This window comes from Plantactinospora sp. WMMC1484 (genome assembly GCF_049315195.1).
Classification (GTDB): domain Bacteria; phylum Actinomycetota; class Actinomycetes; order Mycobacteriales; family Micromonosporaceae; genus Plantactinospora.
In genome coordinates this window covers 5147136-5167236 of sequence record NZ_CP186055.1, presented here as the reverse complement: position 1 = coordinate 5167236, position 20101 = coordinate 5147136, and the positions used below count along the sequence as shown (strand labels likewise).

Below are 20101 nucleotides of genomic sequence, written 5' to 3'. Positions count from 1 at the left end.
CGTGGCTGGGCGGCCATCTCGCGGTTGACCTGCAGATGCCCCTTGATCAGAGATAGGGAGGGTAGGCTAACCTAACCGCGTGTCAGGTACCGCTACCTCTCCCGCCGGGCTTCAGGGCACCGGGCTGATTCTGGGTTACCACGGAACCGACGTGGTGCGCGACGCGTCGATCGCGCTGACCGCGGGTGCGGTCACCGTCCTGGCCGGGCCGAACGGCAGCGGCAAGTCCACGCTGCTGCGCGCGCTCGCCCGCCTGCACAGGCCGGTGGTCGGCGACATCGTGCTCGCGGACGGCGCGGCCGCGCTGGGGCTCTCGTCGAAGGAGTTCGCGCGGCGGGTGACGCTGCTGGCCCAGCACCGCCCCACGCCGAGCGGCGTCACCGTACGCGACGTCGTCGGCTACGGGCGCCACCCGTACCGGGGCGGCTGGCGCGGCGACGATCCGGACGGGCCGCGCGCGATCGGCTGGGCGATGTCGGTAACCGGTGTCGAGCCGATGGCGGCGCGACCGGTCGACGAACTCTCCGGCGGCGAGCTGCAGCGGGTCTGGCTGGCCACCTGCCTGGCCCAGGACACCCGTGTGCTGATGCTGGACGAGCCGACGACCTTTCTCGACCTGCGGTACCAGGTGGAGATCCTGGACCTGGTACGCGATCTCGCCGACGAGTACGGCGTCGCGGTCGGCGTCGTCCTGCACGACCTCAACCAGGCCGCCGCCGTCGCCGACCACGTGGTGCTGCTGCACGGCGGGACGGTCGTCGCCAGCGGCGCCCCGCTGGAGGTCTTCACCCCCGAACGGCTGACCGCCGTGTACGGCATCCCGGTCGAGGTGGTGGTCGAGCCGGAGAGCGGCGTGGTCACCATCCGCCCGGTCGGGCGGCACACCCGCCGTCCACGCCCTCTCACCATCACATCGAACGGACAACCAGCCATGACACATCGAACGGATAACCGATCATGAAGAGAATCACCGGCGCCCTCGCCGCCGCCGCGGTGGCCGCGGCACTGCTGACCGGCTGCGGCACGACCGAGGAGCCGGCCGGCGGCACCGCCAGCGGCGCGACCGCCACCAGTGGCCCGGTGACGTACACCGACGCCCGCGGCAAGTCCGTCACCCTCGACACGCCCGCCACCAGGGTCGTCGGCCTCGAGTGGGGCGAGGTCGAGATGCTCGTGACGCTCGGCGTCCAGCCCGTCGGCGTCGCCGACATCAAGGGGTACAACACCTGGAACACCGCGGCGAAGCTCGACGGAACCGCCAAGGACGTCGGCACCCGCGGCGAGCCGAGCATCGACTCGATCGCCGCGCTCAAGCCCGACCTGGTGGTGATGGGCTCGGACCTGGCCGGCACGGCAGCGGCGCAGTTGGAGAAGTTCGCGCCGGTGCTGGTGACCAAGGGCAGCGACGCCAGCCGCAACCTCGACCGGATGAAGGACGATCTCAACCTCATCGCGACCGCGGTCGGCAAGACCGACACCGCCACGCAGGTCCTCGCCGACTTCGACGCGGCGGTCGCCGCCGGCAGGCAGAAGATCGCCGACGCGGGTGCCGCCGGGAGGTATTTCGCCATCGCCGACGGCTGGATGGAGGGCAGCGCGGTCAACATCCGCATGTTCGGCAGCGGTGCGCTCGTCTCCCAGGTCGGCATCGCCCTCGGCCTACAGAACGCCTGGACCGGCGAGGTCGACCCGGCCTGGGGCCTCGGCCAGACCGACGTCGAAGGCCTCAAGGTGCTCCAGGACAAGGACCTGCACTTCTTCTACAACGCCTCGGACGGCACCGACGTCTTCGCGACCGGACTCAAGGACAACGCCATCTGGAAGTCGCTGCCCTTCGTGCAGCAGAACCGGCTGCACCGGATGCCCGACGGCATCTGGACCTTCGGCGGGCCGCTGTCGTGCCGGCAGTACCTCGACGAACTGGTGAAGGTCTACACCTTGTGAGCCACGTCCTCACGGTGGCGCCACCGACCCCGGGACCGGTGGCGCCACCGCCGCCACCGGTCCGGCCGGTCCGGCTGGCGCTGCTCACCACCGTCTCACTTGCCGGCCTGGTCGTGCTCGCCGCGGTGCACCTGACCCAGGGCACCAGCGAGATCGGCGCCCTGCATCTGCTGGGGCTGCGCGCCGACGAGGACACCTGGCGGGTGCTGGTCGCCTCCCGGCTCCCCCGGCTGCTCGCCGGGGTGGCGGTCGGCGTGGCGCTGGGCGTCGCGGGTGCGGTCCTGCAGTCGCTGGCCCGCAACCCGCTCGCCTCACCGGACACGCTCGCGGTCAACGCCGGCGCGCACCTCGCGGTCGTCGCCGCGGCCGCAACCGGCCTGGCGCTGCCGGTGATCCCGTCCGGCGGGCTGGCGTTCCTCGGCGGGTTGGGCGCCGCCGCGTTCGTGCTGATGCTGTCGGCCGGCGGCACCGCCGGCCCGACCCGGCTGATCCTCGCCGGCACCGCCACCGCGTTCGCGCTGCACGCCTGCACCGTTCTGCTCATGCTGCTGTTCCAGCGCGAGACGGTCGGCTACTACTCGTGGGGCAACGGCACCCTCGTCCAGGGCGACCTGAGGGCGGTCACCCAGATGGCCCCGGTCATCGTGGTCGGCATCGCCGGCTGCCTCGCCCTCGGCCGTCGACTCGACGTCCTCGCCCTGGGCGACGACACCGCGGCCGTGCTCGGCCTGCACGTGCGCCGCACCCGACTGACCGGCACGGTCCTGGCCGTGCTGCTCTCCACCGCCGCCGTCGTGATCGCCGGGCCGGTCGGCTTCGTCGGGCTCTGCGCCCCGGTCCTGGTGCGGCTGGTCGCACCGGCCGTACCCGGGCTGTACCGGCACGGGCTGCTCATGCCCTTCTCCGCGGTCGCCGGTGTCGTCGTGGTGCTCGGCTCGGACGTCCTGCTGCGGCTGGTCATGGGCGCCCAGGCCGGCGTCGACGTGCCGACCGGCGTGGTCACCTCCATCTTCGGCGCGGTCCTGCTGGTCTGGCTGGCCCGCCGCCACCGCGACGCCGGCCCGACCCGCGGCGCGGGCAGCACCGCACTGGCCCGGGTGCGGGCGGCCGGATTCGTCCGCGTCGTGGTGGCCGCCAGCGGCGTGCTGGTGGTCGCCGCCGCCGTGCTCGGCCTGCTCGCCGGGGACGCCTGGCTGCTCACCGGCGACGTGGCCAACTGGCTCGCCGGCCGGTCCGGCCCGGCCGTCACGTACGTGCTCGACCAGCGGTACCCGCGGGTCCTGGCCGCGCTGCTGGCCGGTGCCGCGCTCGCCGTCGCCGGCACGGCCGTGCAGGCGACCTGCCGCAACCCGCTCGCCGAGCCCGGCATCCTCGGGGTCACCGCCGGTGCCGGCGTCGGCGCCGTCACCCTGATCACGATGTTCCCCGCGACCGGGCTGGTGGCCATGTCGGCCGTTGCCGGCGGCGGCGCACTGCTCGCGTTCGCCATCGTGTACGGCCTCGCCTGGCGCGGCGGGCTCGCCTCCGACCGGCTGATCCTGATCGGTGTCGGTGTCTTCACCGCCGGCACCGCCGTGATCACGTTCATCATCATCGCCACCGATCCGTGGAACACCGGCAAGGCGCTCACCTGGTTGTCCGGCTCCACCTACGGGCGTACCGCCGCCCAGGTCGTCCCGGTCGCCGCGGCGCTGCTTCTGCTCACACCGCTGGTGGCCGGGCAGACCCGCCGGCTCGACCTGCTCGCTCTCGACGACGACACCCCCCGGGTGCTCGGCGTGCGGCTGGAACGCACCCGCCTCGTCATCCTCGTCGCGGCGGCGCTGCTGACCTCCACGGCGGTCTCCGCCGTCGGCGTCATCGGCTTCGTCGGCCTGGTCGCCCCACACGCCGCCCGCGCGCTCGTCGGCGGCCGGCACGCCAGGGTGCTGCCGGTGGCGGCGTTGCTCGGCGCGCTGCTGGTCAGCCTCGCCGACACCCTCGGCCGCACCGTGCTCGCACCGGCGCAGATCCCTGCCGGCCTGGTGACGGCGATGGTCGGTGCCCCGTACTTCGTCTGGCTCCTGTGGCGCACCCGCGCCCGGGCGAACGGTAGATGACACGATTGGCGGATGAGATGGAACACCCCTACCGGCACTTCGCGGTCGCCGTACGCGCCCTGACCCGGCTCAGCCCGTCGTTCCTGCGGGTCACGTTCACCGGCGACGACCTCGACGCCTTCGCCGACGGCGGCCGCGACCAACGCATCAAGCTGGTCCTGCCCGCCGCCGACGGCGGCCTCGACCACCTGCCGACCGGCCCGGACTGGTACGCCCGCTGGCGCGAGCTGGCCGAGCGGCAGCAGCCGCCGATCCGCACCTACACGGTCCGTGCCGTCCGGCAGCACCGCCGCGAGGTGGACGTCGACATGGTGCGGCACGGCGACGGCGGCCCCGCCACCCGGTGGGCCAACCGTGCCGCCGTCGGTGACCGGATCGTGCTCATCGGTCCGAACGCCCGCTACGCCGGCGACACCGGCGGTGTCGAGTTCCACCCACACCACGGCGACGCACCGCTGCTGCTGGCCGGTGACGAGACCGCGGTGCCCGCCATCGCGTCGATCCTCGGCGGCCTGCCGGCCGGCGCCCGGGGCACCGCTTTCCTCGAAGTCCCGCACGTCGAGGACGTCCTCGACCTGGCCGCGCCGCCCGGCGTGACGGTGACCTGGCTGGCCCGGGACGGCGCGGCCCCCGGCACCCACCTCGTGCCCGCCGTGGTCGCCGCCGCAGGCGAGCTGGCCCCCGCCGGGCGGCCGGCGCCGCAGGCGCTGGAGGAGGTCGACGTGGACACCGCCATCCTCTGGGAGGTGCCGGACCCGTCGACGACGGCGACCGGCCCCTACGCCTGGCTCGCCGGCGAGGCCGGCGTCGTCAAGACCCTCCGCCGCCACCTCGTCGCCGACCGCGGCTGGGACCGCCACCTGGTCGCCTTCATGGGGTACTGGCGCATCGGCCGCGCCGAGACCTGAGTCCCTGGCGCGGTCGCCACGTGACGCGGCGGTGGTGGCGCGGACGCTATCGTGCCGCCCGGAGCCCGAACCTCGACCGTGGGTCAACAGTCGGCGTCCCGCCGTCCCGGGCGGCGCTGGCGTACGTAGGCGAGAACAGCCTCCCGGGTGGTCCGCACCCCGAGCGCCTCCCGGGCCTGGGCGATCCGCCGGTTCGCGGTGCGCAGTGACAGGAACTCCGCCGCCGCCGCAGCGGCGATCGTCTCGCCGTCGGCGAGCCGTTCCAGGAGTGCCCGCTGCTCCGGGACGAGCCGGCTCACCGCCGACTCGGGCGCGGACTCCGGCATCTCGTCCGGATCCCGGTGCACCGGCCCGAGCCGGCTCAGGTCGTCGACGAGGGCCCGACCGAGGTCACCGGTCGGGTCCGCGATGGCCACCACCCCGGCGCCCCGGGCGGCGGCGAGCACCGCCAACCGGACCGTCTCGATGTCCGGCACCCGACCGAAGAGCACCAGCCGGGTCGGGGCGAGGTCCCAGCCGGGTTCGGCGACCGCGAACCCCTCCCGGGTCGACCAGCCTTCCCTGGCGAGTCGGCGCAGCACCGTGGTCGCCTCCGTAGCCGACGGTACGACGTAGCGCGGCGGATGATCGATCACGCTGCACCTCCAGCACCAGTCACAGCACCTCCAGAGCGAGGGCCGCGGCTTCGGTACGGGTGCGGGCGCCGAGCTTGCGCATCCCGGACCGGACGTGGGTCTCCACCGTCTCGGCTGATATACCCAGTTGGCCGGCGATGCGTCGGGTTGGTTCACCGGCCGCGACCAGCCGCAGCACCTCACGTTCCCGGTCGGTGAGGTCACCGCCGGCCCGGGCGCCCCGGATGTCGCGGCGCACCGCGTGCCGGCGCAGTCCTCGGCGGATCCGGCCGAGCAGCACGACCAGCCCGGCCCGTTCGGCGCGCTCCTCGGCGGCGAGCAGCGCCGCGACGCTGCGGGCCGGGTCGGGCTCGTGCAGGCCGGCGGCGAGCAGGCAGCGGACCTCCTCGCGGGCCGCCAGGTCGTGCCAGCCGTCGGCAGCCCGGATGAAGCCGGCCGGGTCGCCGCCGGGGTTGTCCCAGGCGGCGAGCGTCTGCTGCCAGACCGGCGCCGGGCCGGCCGGTACGGCAGGCGGCACAGGGTCGGTGGGTGGCACAGGGTCGGTGGGTGGCGCGGCGGGCGGTGGGGCTCCGGTGCTGTCGTGGGCCGCCCAGCGGGCGGTGATCTGCCGCAGCCCGTCGACCAGCGACACGGCGCCGGAGTCCGGTCCGGTGGCGTGCTCGGGCTGACCGTCGAGCCAGGCCGCCTCCTGGCCGACCCAGTCGAGCAGGGCGGTGCCGCCGGCGGTGCCGCCGGTCGCGGCGGCGAGCCGGTCCCGGGCCGGGCCGAGCAGGCCGCCGTCTGCCTCGACCAGGCTGGCGGCGGCCACCGCGTAGTGGCGGGCGAGCTGCGGCAGGGTGCGGTCGGTCAGGTCGGCCGCGCGGCGCAGCGCCTCGTCGGGGTCGAGGGCCCCGTCGCCGCCCTGCGTGGGCGGCCCGCCGCGCAGCGCCGCACACCACAGCCGGGCCGACAGGAAGCGGGTCTGCCAGCTGTAGGCCAGATCGGCGGCACAGGCCCGCTCGGCCGCCTCGGCCGCCTGCCCCGCCTCGGCCAGCCGGCCCTCGGCGAGCAACGTCTCGACCAGCAGCCAGGCGCTCCACCGGGCGGAGAGTGCGTCGCCGGCCGTACCCGCCGCCGAGGCGGCCGAGGCCAGTGCCGCCTCCCAGCCCGGGGTGCGGTTCGCGGCGCGTACCGCCGCCAGCGCGGCCCGCAGTCCCGGATGTGCCGGTTCCGGTCCGTGCCGGGCGGTGATCCGGGCCGCCGTGCGGGTCGCCTCGGCCGGGTCGCTGCCGAGCTGGGCGAGGAGCAGGATCCGGTCCCGGACGGCGAGCTGCTCCGGGGCGGCCGAGCCTGGTATCGGGGCCGCCACCGCCCGGGCCGCCGGCAGGTCGCCGAGCTGGACCAGTGCCTCCGCCCGCACCAGGTCCGGATCGACGCCGAGCGGCGCGGTCGTGGTCAGCACCCGGACCGCCGCCCGGGGTCGGCCGCAGGCGAGCGCGGCCCGGGCGGCGTCGACCCGGACGGCCGGCCCCGGCTCGACACCGGGCAGCGCGCAGGCGAGCAGCAGCAGGTCGGCTCGGCCGCCGGTCGTGCCGGAGCCGGCCGCCGCCTCCAGCGCCCGCCGGTACGCGGCCGCGCCGTCACCGGCCTCGGCCAGGTGCCGGACCGCCTCCGCCGGAGGGACGAGGTCGGCGAGACGCCGGTGCAGCGCCCGCCGGCCGGCCTCGTCGAGCAGGCCGGCAGCGACCTCGGCGACGTACGGTGAGACCGGGGCGACCGGCGCGTCGCCAGCCGGCGCCGACCTGATCGGGCCAGCGGCGAGTTCGTCGACCCCGGCGGGCGCGGCCGTGACCAGGCCCGCGGCGACGAGTTCGTCGACCCCGGCACCGAGGACGCGCGCCGGGGCGGGGCGGCCCAGCAGCCCGAGCGCGGCCATCGTGGTGCGGGCCGGCCGGGTCAGGTCGGCCAGGGCCGCCGCCACCGCGTAGCCGACCTGGTCGGCGTCGCGGTCGACGGGCGGCAGCTCCGGGCGCCGGCCGACGGCGTCGGGGCGGGACGCGGCCGGCGGACGGTGCTGCGCGGCCCGGCGGGCCAGGGTCACCACCGCCAGCGGCACCCCGCCGGAGCGGCGGGCCAGGTCGGCGACGGTCGCCGGGCCCAGGCCGGGAGCGATCCGCCCGGCGAGGGCGGCCGCCGCCTCGGCGGTCAGCGGCGGCACCGCCAGCCAGCCCGCCGCCACCGACCGCAGCGCCGCGACCGTCGGCGGCGGCAGCCGGTGCGGGGTACGCAGCGCCACCGCGACCCGGCAGTGCGCGGCGAGCGGCACCAGGGCGGCGAGGGTGGCCGGATCGACCCACTGGAGATCGTCCAGGAGCAGCAGGCCGGCGCGTACCCGGGACCGGACCGCCTCGGCGAGCAGCGCCGGATCGTGGCCGGGCAGCCGGACCCGGACCGCGCGGGCCAGCGCGAACGCCGGTTCGGCGGGCAGGCTCGCCAGGCCGCCGCCGGTGAAGACCGGCCCCCGGAAGGCGGTGCCGAGCCGGGCGAGCGCGGTGCTGCGACCGCCGCCCGGTCCACTGTGCAGCACCACCAGGCCGGGCGTGGCCAGCAGGGCGGAGCCGACCGCGACGACGTCCGGCGCAGCGGCGCCGTGCGCGTCGGCTGGCGCGGTCTCCGGCGCCGGGCCGTTGCCCGGCCGGTCCGCGGGCCGATACTGGTCGGGCAGATCGCCGACCGACGCGTGCCGCACTCGTCCTCCCCGCCCGGGTCGACGCCTCGCCACCGTGGCAGACGGTGGCACGAACATGGGATCCTGCGCCGGCAGGATATTCGTAGTGTGGTGTCCGGCAGGGGCAAGCCCGCCCCCGCCGTCGTGCCGGAAGGACAGCGGACGAGATGAGCGTGCTCCACCACCACCGGGTTGCTCCCATTGTCACCGACCGCACCGCCCGCTGACGAGCCATGGGGGCAGGTCCGCTCAGCGCCCGGGTCGCCGGCCTCTGCGACGAGGTCGGCCCGCGACTCGGAGCCGCGACCGGGAACCAGGTGCTGGGGATCCGCCGCCGGCTCGACGAGCCGCTGCGGGTGGCGATCGCCGGCCGCCTCAAAGCCGGAAAGTCGACACTGGTCAACGCGCTGATCGGCCGGCGGGTGGCGCCGACCGAGGTGGGCGAGTGCACCCGGATCGTGACCCAGTTCCGCTACGGCACCGCCGACCGGGTCGACGTGGTACGCCGGGACGGCAGCCGGCTCAGCCTGCCGCTCGACGACGCCGGCATGATCCCGCAGCGGCTCGGCGTGCCGCGCGCCGAGGTCTCCTTCGTCGACGTCACCCTGACCAGCGACCACCTGCGCGACCTGACCGTGCTGGACACCCCCGGCCTGGCGTCGACGAACAGCGCGGTCAGCACGGGTGCCCGCCGGTTCCTCTTCGAGGCCGCGACCGCCCCGTTCGACGACAATATCGACGACGACTCGGCCGGCGCGGTCGCCGGCGCGGAGGCGATCGTCTACGTCTTCACCCAGTCGGTGCGCGACGACGACGTGGCGGCGCTGGAGGCGTTCCGGTCGGTCTCGGCCCGGCTGGCCAGCAATCCGATCAACTCGCTGGGCCTGTTCAACAAGGTCGACAAGCTGGTCGGCGGCGCGGCGGACCCGTGGCCGGTGGCGGGTCCGCTCGCCGCCGACCAGACCGCGGTGCTGCGCCGGGTGGTCTCCGAGGTGGTGCCGGTGGTCGGGCTGCTGGCCGAGACGACCGAGGCCGGCCGGCTCACCGCCGCCGACTGCGAGGCGCTGCGGACGATGGCCCGGCTGCCGGCCGACGAGCGGGCGCTGCTGCTCGCCTCGGTCGACCTGTTCGCGTCCCGGGACTGCCCGGTGCCCCGGGAGCAGCGGGAGCGGCTGCTGCGGCTGCTCGACCTCTACGGTGTCGGCTTCGCCATCGCCCAGTTCGCCGCCGAGCCGCAGTTGGCCAGCGGTGACCTGGTCCGGCTGCTCTTCGCCGCCTCCGGCTTTCCCCGGCTGCGCAACACCCTCGACCAGGCGTTCCGGTGGCGCACGGATGCGATCAAGGCGGGCTGGGCGCTCTCCAGCCTGGAGAAGTTGGCCAGCCACGCGGGCGGGCCCGACGAACGGGAACTGCTCCGGGACGCGATCGAGCAGGTGCTGCAACAGCCGGAGTACCACCGGCTGCGGCTGCTGGAGGTGGTCCAGCTGGTCAGCTCCGGGTCGGTGGAGCTGCCGGAGCCGATGGAGCAGGAGCTGACCCGGTTGGCGCTCTCCACCGACCCGCGGTGGATCCTGAGCCTGCCGGCCGCCGCGCCGGAGCAGCTGGTCCGGGCCGCGCTGGACGCCGCCACCCGGTGGCGGGTCTACGCGGTCGCCGGGGCGAGTCCGGCGCAGTCCCGGGTGGCGCAGGTCGCGCACCGCGGCTTCTTCCTGCTCTCCCAGCGGGTACGCGGGAGCCTGCGGTGACCGCCGGCCATACGGCCACCGGCGCCGGTGCGACCGCACCGGCGGCGCGTGGCGGCGCGAGCGATCCGGGACGGCAGGAGGCGGCGCTCGGTGCGGCGTTCACCGGTGCCGTCGACGGTGGGCTCGCGTTCCTGCGCACGGTCGCTCCCGACGCGGCGGCCGAGGTCGACATGCTGCGCCGGCAGGTGGTGACCCGCCCGTCGGTGGTGGTGGTCGGCGAAACGAAGCGGGGGAAGAGTTCACTGGTCAACGCGCTGGTCGGGGTTCCCGACCTGTCGCCGGTCGACGTGGCGGTCGCCACCGCCTGCTATCTGGAGCTGGTGCCCGGCGCCGAGGCCGCGGCCCGCGCCTGGGTGCCGGGCCGGGCCGACCCGCTGCCGCTGCGCCTGTCCCAGCTGCGGGACTGGGCCACCCCGCTGGGCCGGCTGCCGGACGACCAGCGGCCGCCCCGGCGGATCGAGGTGACCCATCCGGCGCCGCTGCTGCAGTACCTGAGCCTGGTCGACACGCCGGGCACCGGTGGCCTCGACCCGACACACGCCCGGATCGCCCTGGACGCGGCGGCCCGGGCCACCGCCCTGCTCTTCGTGGTCGACGCCGCCGCCCCGTTCGCCCAACCGGAGCTCGACTTCCTGATCGAGGCGAGCAAGCGGGTCAATCTGGTGGTCTTCGCGCTGACCAAGACGGACGCGTACCCGGGGTGGCGGACGATCCTCGCCGACAACCGGGCACAGGTGCAGGCTCACGCCCCCCGGTTCGGGTCCGCACCGTGGTTCCCGGTCTCGGCCAGGCTGGCCGAGCTGGCCCGGACGATGCCGGCCGAGGCGGCCGGCGAGCTGGTCCGGCAGTCCCGGATCGCCGAGCTGCAGCACGCCCTGGTCGGGCTGGCCGGCCGGGGACACCTGTTGCGGCAGGCGAACCTGCTGCGTACGGTCCGCAGCGAGCTCGTCCGCCACGACCTGCACCTCGGTGACCGGCTGCGGGCCACCGACCCCGACCCGGCCGACCTGGCCCGGATCAAGCAGGACCGGGCCGCGCTGGCGGCGCGCAAGCGGACCGAGTCGCGGCAGTGGTCGCTGGCGCTGAGCACCGAGACGCAGCGGGCCCGGGTCGAGGCGACGGGGCTGCTGCGGGGCTACGTCGGCGGGCTCCAGGGGGAGTTCCTCAACCGGATCGACCGGGCCCGCGGCGACGACCTCAAGGGGCTGCCGCAGCAGGTCGACGAGGCGCTGCACGCGCTGTCGGTGCGGCTGTCGGATGATCTGGAGGGCCGGTTCCGACAGGTCGGCGAGCGGGTGCTCGCCGAGGTGTTCCAGCCCACGGAGCTGCGGTTCGTGCTCGGCCGGCTCAACGCGACCCTGCGGCACGCGCTGGCCAGCAAACCGCGCCGCGACGGCGGCGGGCCGGACAACATGATGATCGCGATGTCGGCCGGGTCGATGGCGTTCCTGGCCGGCCGCAGCGCGATGGCCGGCGCCTCCGCGCTCGGCGCGGGCGCGCTGGTCGGCGGCGGCCTGCTGATCCCGTTCGCCGGGCTCGGCCTCGGGCTGGCCGCCGGCGGTTTCATCCTGTACCGGCGGCGGGTCCACACCGACCGGCAGCAGGCCCGGATCTGGCTGCGAGAGGTGGTCGCCGACGCCCGGGCCGCCCTCTCGGACGAGATCACCAACCGGTTCACGGACCTGCAGTACGCGCTGACCCTCGCCCTCGACGACGCGATCGAGCGCCGGCTGCGGCAGCTCGACGAGCAGATCGCCGAGATCGACGCGGCGGCGGCCGAGGACACCGCTGTGCGGGCCCGCCGCCGCGCCGCGACCCAGCAGGAACGGGAAACGGTCCGGGCCCGGGTCAAGCAGGTCGACGAGGTGCTGACCCGGGCCCGGGTGCTGGCGCCGGCGCCGCCGACGGAGGCATCGAGGCGGGAAGATGACTGACTACTGGGGCGGCTGGTCCGCCGACGAACCGGAATTCGGCGGCCCGGCGGACGAGGCCGGGCAGTCAGGTGAGCTCGCCGACCTCGGCGGCGACCAGGCCGGCGACGGCGGCTACCCGGTCGAGGGGTTCGGCGCCGCGGACCCGGACGAGCTGCCCGGCAACCCGGACGAGCTGCCCGGCAACCCGGACGAGCTGCCGGGGGGCCCGCCGATGCCGCTCGGCTACGACGACCTGCCGGCCGAGGCGCCCCGCGAGCCGTATCCGCACGCCGGACCGGAGACGCAGGAAGGGTTCGGGGCGGACACCTATCCGGAGGTGCCCGCCGAGGTCGGCTTCGGCGCGGCGGATCCGCCGTTCGGCGCCGACCCCGACCTCGACCCGTACGCCGACACCGGGCCGGCCTGGACGATTCCGCCCGACCTGCCGGAGCTCGGCGCGCCCCCGGAGCCGGTCGACGGCTTCCCGTGGACCGACCCGGCCCTGCTCGGCACCCCGGTCGACGCGTCGACGGCGACCCCGCCCGGGCCGGACGGCACCGTCGGCCCGGAGGAGCTGGCCGGGTACGCCGGCACGGAGCTGCCGGTCGACGGCGACCCGTGGGCGGCGCTGGCCGCCTCCGACGACCCGGCGACGAGTACGCTTGCCCGGTTCTGGTCTCCTGAGGAGCGCTGACGAACGCCGGGCCGTCCGCCCTGCCCTGCTGCGGGGTTCCGAGGCGTTCCTCCGGTACCGGAGCGCGAACACTGGCAACCGGCCCACCTCCGGCCCGACGAGAGGAAGCAGCAGATGGCGGAGCAGACCGACCCCACCGGCGCCACGGCGCAGATCGGCGTGACCGGGCTGGCGGTGATGGGCCGCAACCTGGCCCGTAACCTGGCCCGGCACGGTCATCGGGTGGCGGTGCACAACCGGTCGCCGGAGCGGACCCGGAGTCTGGTCGCCGAGCACGGTGACGAGGGGACGTTCGTGCCGAGCGAGTCGCTGGCCGACTTCGTCGCCTCGCTGGAGCGCCCGCGTGCGGTGATCGTCATGGTCAAGGCGGGTAAGCCGACCGACGACGTCATCGACGAGCTGGTGCCGCTGCTCGAACCCGACGACATCGTCATCGACTGCGGCAACGCGCACTTCGTCGACACCCGGCGCCGGGAGGAGGCACTGCGCGAGCACGGGCTGCACTTCGTCGGCACCGGTGTCTCCGGCGGTGAGGAGGGTGCGCTGCTCGGGCCGAGCATCATGCCCGGCGGCTCGGTCGAGGCGTACCGGAAGCTCGGGCCGATCTTCGAGTCGATCGCCGCGCAGGTCGACGGGGTGGCGTGCTGCGCACACATCGGGCCGGACGGCGCCGGGCACTTCGTCAAGATGGTGCACAACGGCATCGAGTACGCCGACATGCAGCTCATCGCCGAGGCGTACGACCTGCTCAGGGAGCGGCTCGGCGCCACGCCGGCCGAGATCGGCAAGATCTTCGCCGGCTGGAACGAGGGCGATCTGGAGTCGTTCCTGATCGAGATCACCGCGGACGTACTCGGGCACGTCGACGCCGGCACCGGCAAGGCGTTCGTCGACATCGTCCAGGACCGGGCCGAGCAGAAGGGCACCGGCCGGTGGACGGTGCAGAGCGCCCTCGACCTGGGCGTGCCGATCACCGGGATCGCCGAGGCGACGTTCGCCCGGTCGCTCTCCGGGCACGCCGACCAGCGGGCCGCCGCGGCGCGGGCGTACGCGGGCGCGGGCGGTGCGGCGCCGACCGGTGACGTGGACCGGGACGCCTTCGTGGAGGACGTCCGCAAGGCGCTCTACGCCTCCAAGATCGTTGCCTACGCGCAGGGCTTCGACCAGATCCGGGCCGGCAGCCAGGAGTACGGCTGGGACATCGACCCGGCGGCGCTGGCCACCATCTGGCGCGGCGGCTGCATCATCCGGGCCCGGTTCCTCAACCGCATCCGCGAGGCGTACGACGCCGACCAGCAGCTGCCGACGCTGCTGGTCGCGCCGTACTTCGTGCGGGGTGTCGCCGACAGCGTCGCGAGCTGGCGCCGGGTCGTCGGCTACGCCGCGCAGTCCGGGGTGCCGGCCCCCGCCTTCGCCTCGTCGCTGGCCTATTTCGACGGGCTGCGCCGCGACCGGCTGCCGGCCGCACTGATCCAGGGGCTGCGGGACAACTTCGGCGCGCACACCTACCAGCGGGTGGACGCCGAGGGCAGCTTCCACACCCGGTGGGCGGGCGACCGTACCGAGTCACCGGCCTGACCGGCGCCGCTGCCGGAGCGGCATATCCGGCCTGGCCCGGCTCCCGGTGCCAGGCCCGGCCGGTCAGTCGGGTCCGGCGCTGACGACCGCGACCAGGACGGCGAGCGCGACGAGTACCAGCAGGGCCAGCGTCCCGGTCCAGACCAGCCCGGCCGTGCCGGTCCAGAAGCGGCCGGCCGGAGCGGCGGCCCCGGTCGGCACCGGGACACCTCGGCCGGATGTGGCCGCCGCCGGCCCCGACGACGCCGACGACCGGGCGGCGGTGGCCGGAGCCGGGCCGGGCCGGGCGACACCAGCAGCGTCACGGAGGCCGCCACCGCTGCCGGCCGGGCGGCCGTCGAGCCGGAGGGCTCCCTCGGCGACCACCGTCTCCGGCTGTTCCAGCGCGGTCGGGGCGACACCGAGTTCGGTGTGGATCAGCCGGGCGGCCAGCGGGATCCGGCTGGAGCCGCCGACCAGGAAGATCCCGGCCAGGTCGGTCGGGTCCAGCCGGGCGGCGGCGATCGTCGCGGCCAGGCAGCTGACCGTCTGCAGCAGCGGCCGGCGGATCAGCTCCTCCAACTCCTCCCGGGTCAGGTGTGCCCGCAGCTCCAGCCCCGGCAGGTGCAGCTCGGCGCTGGCGGCCCGGGAGAGCAGCTCCTTGGCCGCCCGGACGTCGTCGTAGAGGAGTTCCCGCGCCCGGCGCTGCCCCGGCCCGGCCGGGCTCAGCAGAGCCTGCCAGGCTCCGGTCCGGCCCGGGGCGTAGCCCTGGCCGAGGTGGTCGACCAGGGCCTGGTCGAAGTCGAGTCCGCCGAGGTCGGTCAGGCCCGACTCGGCCAGCACGTCGAAGCCGGCGGCGGTGCGGCGTACCACGGCGGCGTCGAAGGTGCCGCCGCCGAGGTCGTAGACGGCCAGCGCCCGGCCGGGCGGCAGGGCCGCGCCGAGCAGCGCCGGATAGTACGCTGCCGCCGCGACCGGCTCGGCGACCAGCGAGGGTACCGGCAGCCCGGCGGCACGGGCGGCGGCGACCAGCACCGCCCGGCGGCGCTCACCCCACCGCGCCGGATGGGTCAGCCGCAGCTCGTCCACCCCGCCGAGCTGCCGCTCCGCCTCGGCCGCGACCCGTCGCAGCACCGCGCCGACCAGCTCGGTCACCGGCAGCTCCCGGTCGCCGAGCAGCACGGTCCCGTCGTCGACGCGCCGCTTCGGATGCGGCTCGAACCGGGCCGGATCGACCCGGGCGGCCCGCTGCGCGTCCCGGCCCACCAGCGGTACGCCGTCCGGAGCGAGGAAGACCGCCGACGGCAGCAGCGGCGTGCCGTCGAAGAGCAGCGGCCGGGCCCGGCCGTCGGCGCCGCGCGCCACGGCCACGGTGTGCGAGGTGCCGAAGTCGATGGCGAGCAGCCGCATGGCCAGCACCCTACTGTCGGCGGGGAGTTCCCGTCCGACGGCAAGGCGCCGCCCACCGGTCACCGGAAGGTCAACCGGGGCGGGCATACTCGCGGCGTGATCCGGGACTTCGCCTACCTCGACGCCCCGACCCCGCTGGCGTTCGCGCACCGGGGCGGCGCCGCCCGCGGTGACGAGAACACCGCCGAGGCGTTCGCCCGGGCGGTCCGGCTCGGCTACCGGTACGTCGAGACCGACGTGCACGCCACCGCCGACGCGATACCGGTGATCTTCCACGACGCGACGCTGCACCGGATGACCGGCGAACCTGGCCGGATCGCCGGGCTGCGCTGGGCGGACCTGCAGACGATCCGGGTCGGCGGCGCGGCGGCGGTACCCCGGCTCGACGAGGTGCTCGGCGCCTGGCCGCAGGTGCGGTTCAACGTCGACGTGAAGGCCGACGGCGCGGTCGCCGCGACCGTCCGGACCGTCGACCGGGCCGGCGCCGGCGACCGGGTGCTGCTCGCCTCGTTCAGCGACGCCCGGCTGGCCCGGCTGCGGCTCATGGCCGGCCCGCGGATCGCCACCTCGCTCGGGCTGCGCGGGGTGGCCCGGCTGCGGCTGGCGTCCCTGGCCAACCGCCGGCTGGTGCTGCCGCCGTCGGTGGTCGCCGCCCAGGTGCCGGTCCGCTACCGGGGGGTCCGGGTGGTCGACCGGCGGTTCGTCGACTACGTGCACCGGCTCGGTCTGCAGGTGCACGTCTGGACCATCGACGATGTCACCGAGATGAACGAGTTACTTGACCTCGGGGTGGATGGCATCATGACCGATCACGTCGACGTGCTGCGCGAGGCGTACCAGAGCCGCGGCCACTGGCCGTCCGATCGGTAGGTCGGCCGGAACCAGCCCGCCCGACCCCGACCGAAGGACCGCCATGGCCGAGACCATCCCCGCGACGGCGCCGGAGGCGCCACCCAGTACCCGGCAGGAGCGGGTCGGCTGGTACTTCTACGACTGGGCGAACTCGGCCTTCCCGACCACCGTCATCACGGTCTTCCTCGGCCCGTACCTGACATCGATCGCGAAGGCCGCCGCCGGCTGCGCCTCCGACGACCCGTGCCGGGGGCAGCGGATCAGCCTGCTCGGCCTCGACATCGCACCCGGCTCGCTCTTCCCGTACATGGTGTCGCTCTCGGTCTTCCTTACCGTCTTCGTGCTGCCGTTGGTCGGCGCCGTCGCCGACCGGTCGGCGCGGAAGAAGGAGATGCTGGCGCTCTACGCCTACATCGGCTCGGCGGCCACCGTCGGGATGCTCTTCCTCACCGGCGACCGCTACCTGCTCGGCGCCGGCCTCTTCCTGGTCGCCAACATCTCCTACGGGGCCAGCATCGTCGTCTACCACTCCTTCCTGCCGCAGATCGCCGGCCCGGACCAGCGGGACAGCGTCTCCAGCATCGGCTGGGCGATCGGCTACGTCGGCGGCGGCTCGCTGCTGGCGATAAACGTCGCGGCGGTGCTCTTCAAGGACTCGCTCGGGCTGGACACCGGCGACGTCGCCCGCTACAGCCTCGTCTCGGCCGGCGTGTGGTGGGCGGCGTTCACCACCATCCCGCTGGTGCGGCTGCGCAACCGGCCACCGGTCGCCGGCCCGGCGCAGGGGCCGCTGCTGCTCGACGGCTTCCGGCAGCTCTGGCACACGCTGCGCAGCCTCAAGGCGTACCCGTTGACGCTCTTCTTCCTCGTCGCCTACCTCGTCTACAACGACGGCATCCAGACGGTGATCTCGCTGTCGGCGGTCTACGGCACCGAGGAGCTGAACCTCTCCGACGACGTGCTGGTGCCGACGATCCTGATGGTGCAGTTCCTCGCCTTCGCCGGGGCGCTCGGCATGGGTGCGCTGGCGAAGCGGATCGGCGCCTGGAAGACGGTGCTGATCAGCCTGGTCCTCTGGACCGTCGTGCTGGCGATCGCGTTCCGGCTGCCGGCCAACCAGGCGCTGCCGTTCGTGCTGCTCGGCGGCGGGATCGGCATCGTGCTCGGCGGCAGCCAGGCACTGAGCCGGTCGCTGTTCAGCCAGCTGATCCCGAAGGGGAAGGAGGCCGAGTACTTCGGCCTCTACGAGATCTCCGACAAGGGTACGAGCTGGCTCGGGCCGCTGCTCTTCGGCCTCGCGTACGGGATGACCGAGAGCTACCGGGTGGCGATCATCTCGCTGCTGGCGTTCTTCGTGATCGGCTTCGTGCTGCTGGCCGCCGTGCCGATGCGCCGGGCGGTCGTCGCCGCCGGGAACACCCTGCCGGAACGGCTCTGATACGCCTGGCGGCAGCTCGTCTTCCACCTCTCCATGCCGGACGTCGACGATCCCGCCGCGGTCGTCGACGTCTTCCGACGTGATCTGGAGACCACCCCGACGCACGTCCGGGACCGGCTCCGCCCCGTGCTGGCCGGTCTGGACCACGTCGTCGCCGGCGGTGATCTCGGGCCGGACGGTGCCGGTGGACCGGGCCGCCGCCTGCTGGGCTGGACGGTCGGCCGGCACTGGCTCGATGACCGAAGCGAGCCGTGACCTCCCCGCAGCTCCGGTTGACTGTCTAGGGTGGGCCGGAGGCCGAACATCTGGGCAGGGGGCGTGTGGGATGGCGGAGCCGATCGAGGCGGTGGCCGGCACGGCGCTGGTCGGTGCGATGGCCGGGCAGGGCTGGCCGGCGGCCCGGGCCGAGCTTGTCGCGTTCTGGCGGCGGGTCCGGCCGGCGGAGGCGGACGACGTGGCGACCGAGCTGGCCGAGGTACGCGCCGAGGTGCTCGCCGCCCGCCAGGCCGACGACCCGGCCCTGGAGCGCACCCTGGCCGACACCTGGCGGCTGCGGCTGCGGGAGTTGACCGGCGACGACCGGACCCTCGCCGCCGAACTGCGCGACCTCGTCGACCGGCATCTCGTGCCGGCCCTCTCGACCGACGAGCAGGCGCGGGCGACGGGCCGGCTGCCGGCGCCCGGCCGGGACGGCGGCCCGGCGAGCTGAGAAGCCAACCCTCAACGGCACGGCGGCTCGACCCCGGCCGTTTCCGCGACCGGCTGCACCAGACTGCTGCCGCACTGCGGATGACTTCGGGCACGGATGGTTGATCACCCGACGTGGCACTCCGGTGCTCGTCGAGTTGACGATTGGTAAGGCTGGTGTCACGGCGCGCGGAGGTTCTGAGCAGGATCTCCATGCTCGTGCCCGGTGGCCTAGGCTCCCCCACCGTGACCGACGAGAGCCGCAGCAGCCGAATCCTGTCCACCGGAGACGAGTCCGCCCTCGCCCAGGCGTGTTTCGCCGCCGGCGACGGGCGGCTCCGACACGGTGCGGCCCTCAAGTTCTTCTGGGGACCGATGGACTGTGGCAAGTCGACGATGGCGCTGCAGATGAACTACAACCACGCCCGGCAGGGGCGGCGCGGGCTGGTGACCACCCGGATCGACCGGTCGCTCGGCCCGCAGATCACCACCCGGATCGGCCTGGCGCACGAGGCGGTCGAGGTCACCGACGACCTCGACCTCTGTGCACTCGTCCGGTCCCGCTGGGCCGACGGCGACCGGCTCGACTATCTGATCTGTGACGAGGCCTGCTTCTACACCGTCCGGCACGTGGAGCAGATGGCCGAACTGGTCGACTGCTACGACGTGGACGTCTTCGCGTTCGGTCTGGCCAGCGACTTCAGGTCGTGCCTCTTCCCGGCCGCCCAGCGGCTGTTCGAACTCGCCGACGAGGTGTGCCGGATCCAGGTCGAGGTGCTCTGCTGGTGCGGACGGCCGGGGCAGTTGAACGCCCGGGTGGTCGGCGGTGCGGTCGCCAGGGAGGGTGAGCAGGTGGTCATCGGGGACACCGTCGAGGCGGCCGAGGTGCGCTACCAGGTGCTCTGCCGGCGCCACTTCCGCTCCGGCGACCTGGGCGACAACCGCTGACGACGTCGGGCGATCAGGTCGCCGACGGCGCCGGGCGGGTCAGAACGGGTCGCCGCAGACCCGCCACTGGTCGCCGTCCCTGACCATCGGCATCTCCCGGCGGTCCGTCGCCCCGGAGCGGCGGGTCAGCGTCGCGGTGACGGTGCCCCGGAGCTGCCCCTGGTCGCTGGCGACCTCGACGTCGTCGACGGCGTACCGGCTGATCGTCGGCGGCACGGCCAACCGCCGCTCGAACTCCTCCCGGCTCCACCGCTCGCGGGTGTCGACACAGAGCCGATCGTAGGCGCCGGCCGGGTCGCCGTTGGTCACGTCGCGTAGAAACGCCTCCGCCGCCTCCCGGGCCGCGCCGGAGGACTGCCGGACGTGCTGGTAGTTCCAGGCACCGAGCCCGGCCGCGCCGACGCAGCAGACGAAGAGGCCGGCCGCGACCAGCGACAGCACGCCACGGAACCGGCGCGGTGGCCGCCCGGTGCGCCGGCTGGGCAGCTCGTACCCCATGCACCGACGGTAGATAACCGGCGGTGACCGGCGGCGCCGAACGGGGGTTCCGGCCGTCCGGCGCCG

General features: G+C 74.9%; 17 protein-coding genes. 13 read left to right on the top strand and 4 right to left on the bottom strand.

Features of this window, described 5'->3' with window-relative positions:
- Positions 1–79 precede the first annotated feature (79 nt).
- The 4 genes from ACN28C_RS22610 to ACN28C_RS22595 are packed head-to-tail and all read left to right on the top strand — an operon-like array spanning position 80 to position 4951.
- A complete protein-coding gene (locus tag ACN28C_RS22610; RefSeq protein WP_422769529.1) occupies positions 80–961 on the top strand; it encodes an ABC transporter ATP-binding protein in 882 nt (293 codons plus the stop codon).
- The gene (locus ACN28C_RS22605) at positions 958–1944 is read left to right on the top strand and encodes an ABC transporter substrate-binding protein (protein ID WP_422769528.1); all 987 of its coding nucleotides are present in this window, start codon (positions 958–960) and stop codon (positions 1942–1944) included. Before ACN28C_RS22610 ends, ACN28C_RS22605 begins: the two co-directional genes overlap by 4 nt.
- Complete coding sequence (locus tag ACN28C_RS22600) at positions 1941–4043, top strand: iron ABC transporter permease (protein ID WP_422769527.1); 2103 nt, start codon at positions 1941–1943, stop codon at positions 4041–4043. Before ACN28C_RS22605 ends, ACN28C_RS22600 begins: the two co-directional genes overlap by 4 nt.
- A 17-nt stretch (positions 4044–4060) precedes the next feature.
- Positions 4061–4951: a siderophore-interacting protein gene (locus ACN28C_RS22595; protein ID WP_422769526.1), complete on the top strand. Its 891-nt coding sequence runs from the start codon at positions 4061–4063 to the stop codon at positions 4949–4951.
- Positions 4952–5034: 83 nt separating this feature from the next.
- Here the strand turns inward: ACN28C_RS22595 and ACN28C_RS22590 are convergent, their stop codons facing one another.
- Complete coding sequence (locus ACN28C_RS22590; protein ID WP_422769525.1) at positions 5035–5586, bottom strand: LuxR family transcriptional regulator; 552 nt, start codon at positions 5584–5586, stop codon at positions 5035–5037.
- A 19-nt stretch (positions 5587–5605) separates the two neighbouring features.
- A complete protein-coding gene (locus tag ACN28C_RS22585) occupies positions 5606–8314 on the bottom strand; it encodes a LuxR C-terminal-related transcriptional regulator (protein WP_422769524.1) in 2709 nt (902 codons plus the stop codon).
- 212 nt (positions 8315–8526) lie between these two features.
- On the opposite strand from ACN28C_RS22585, the gene ACN28C_RS22580 reads away from it, so the two are divergent.
- The 4 genes from ACN28C_RS22580 (at position 8527) to gndA (ending at position 14223) form a co-directional block, all read left to right on the top strand.
- Complete coding sequence (locus tag ACN28C_RS22580) at positions 8527–10038, top strand: dynamin family protein (protein ID WP_422769523.1); 1512 nt, start codon at positions 8527–8529, stop codon at positions 10036–10038.
- A complete protein-coding gene (locus ACN28C_RS22575) occupies positions 10035–11972 on the top strand; it encodes a dynamin family protein (RefSeq protein WP_422769522.1) in 1938 nt (645 codons plus the stop codon). Before ACN28C_RS22580 ends, ACN28C_RS22575 begins: the two co-directional genes overlap by 4 nt.
- Positions 11965–12645, top strand: coding sequence for a hypothetical protein (locus ACN28C_RS22570; protein WP_422769521.1), 681 nt, complete (start codon positions 11965–11967; stop codon positions 12643–12645). The genes ACN28C_RS22575 and ACN28C_RS22570 overlap by 8 nt, the downstream gene beginning before the upstream one ends.
- 114 nt (positions 12646–12759) lie before the next feature.
- Positions 12760–14223: an NADP-dependent phosphogluconate dehydrogenase gene (gene gndA / locus ACN28C_RS22565; protein WP_422769520.1), complete on the top strand. Its 1464-nt coding sequence runs from the start codon at positions 12760–12762 to the stop codon at positions 14221–14223.
- A gap of 63 nt (positions 14224–14286) precedes the next feature.
- On the opposite strand, the gene ACN28C_RS22560 is transcribed toward gndA, so the two are convergent.
- Positions 14287–15612 (bottom strand): Hsp70 family protein, encoded by a 1326-nt coding sequence (locus tag ACN28C_RS22560; RefSeq protein ID WP_422769519.1) that lies wholly within the window; start codon positions 15610–15612, stop codon positions 14287–14289.
- Between the two features lie 96 nt (positions 15613–15708).
- On the opposite strand from ACN28C_RS22560, the gene ACN28C_RS22555 reads away from it, so the two are divergent.
- The 5 genes from ACN28C_RS22555 to ACN28C_RS22535 all read left to right on the top strand — a co-directional run bounded on the left by ACN28C_RS22555 (position 15709) and on the right by ACN28C_RS22535 (position 19537).
- Entirely contained in the window at positions 15709–16482 is a 774-nt protein-coding gene (locus tag ACN28C_RS22555) for a glycerophosphodiester phosphodiesterase (protein WP_422769518.1), read from the top strand.
- Positions 16483–16525: 43 nt separating this feature from the next.
- A complete protein-coding gene (locus tag ACN28C_RS22550; protein WP_422769517.1) occupies positions 16526–17902 on the top strand; it encodes an MFS transporter in 1377 nt (458 codons plus the stop codon).
- 33 nt (positions 17903–17935) lie between these two features.
- A complete protein-coding gene (locus ACN28C_RS22545) occupies positions 17936–18157 on the top strand; it encodes a hypothetical protein (protein WP_422769516.1) in 222 nt (73 codons plus the stop codon).
- Between the two features lie 70 nt (positions 18158–18227).
- Positions 18228–18611: a hypothetical protein gene (locus ACN28C_RS22540; RefSeq protein ID WP_422769515.1), complete on the top strand. Its 384-nt coding sequence runs from the start codon at positions 18228–18230 to the stop codon at positions 18609–18611.
- Between the two features lie 251 nt (positions 18612–18862).
- The gene (locus ACN28C_RS22535; protein ID WP_422774772.1) at positions 18863–19537 is read left to right on the top strand and encodes a thymidine kinase; all 675 of its coding nucleotides are present in this window, start codon (positions 18863–18865) and stop codon (positions 19535–19537) included.
- A 39-nt stretch (positions 19538–19576) separates the two neighbouring features.
- Here ACN28C_RS22535 and ACN28C_RS22530 read toward each other — a convergent pair whose 3' ends face one another.
- Positions 19577–20035 (bottom strand): hypothetical protein, encoded by a 459-nt coding sequence (locus ACN28C_RS22530; protein ID WP_422769514.1) that lies wholly within the window; start codon positions 20033–20035, stop codon positions 19577–19579.
- Positions 20036–20101 lie beyond the last annotated feature (66 nt).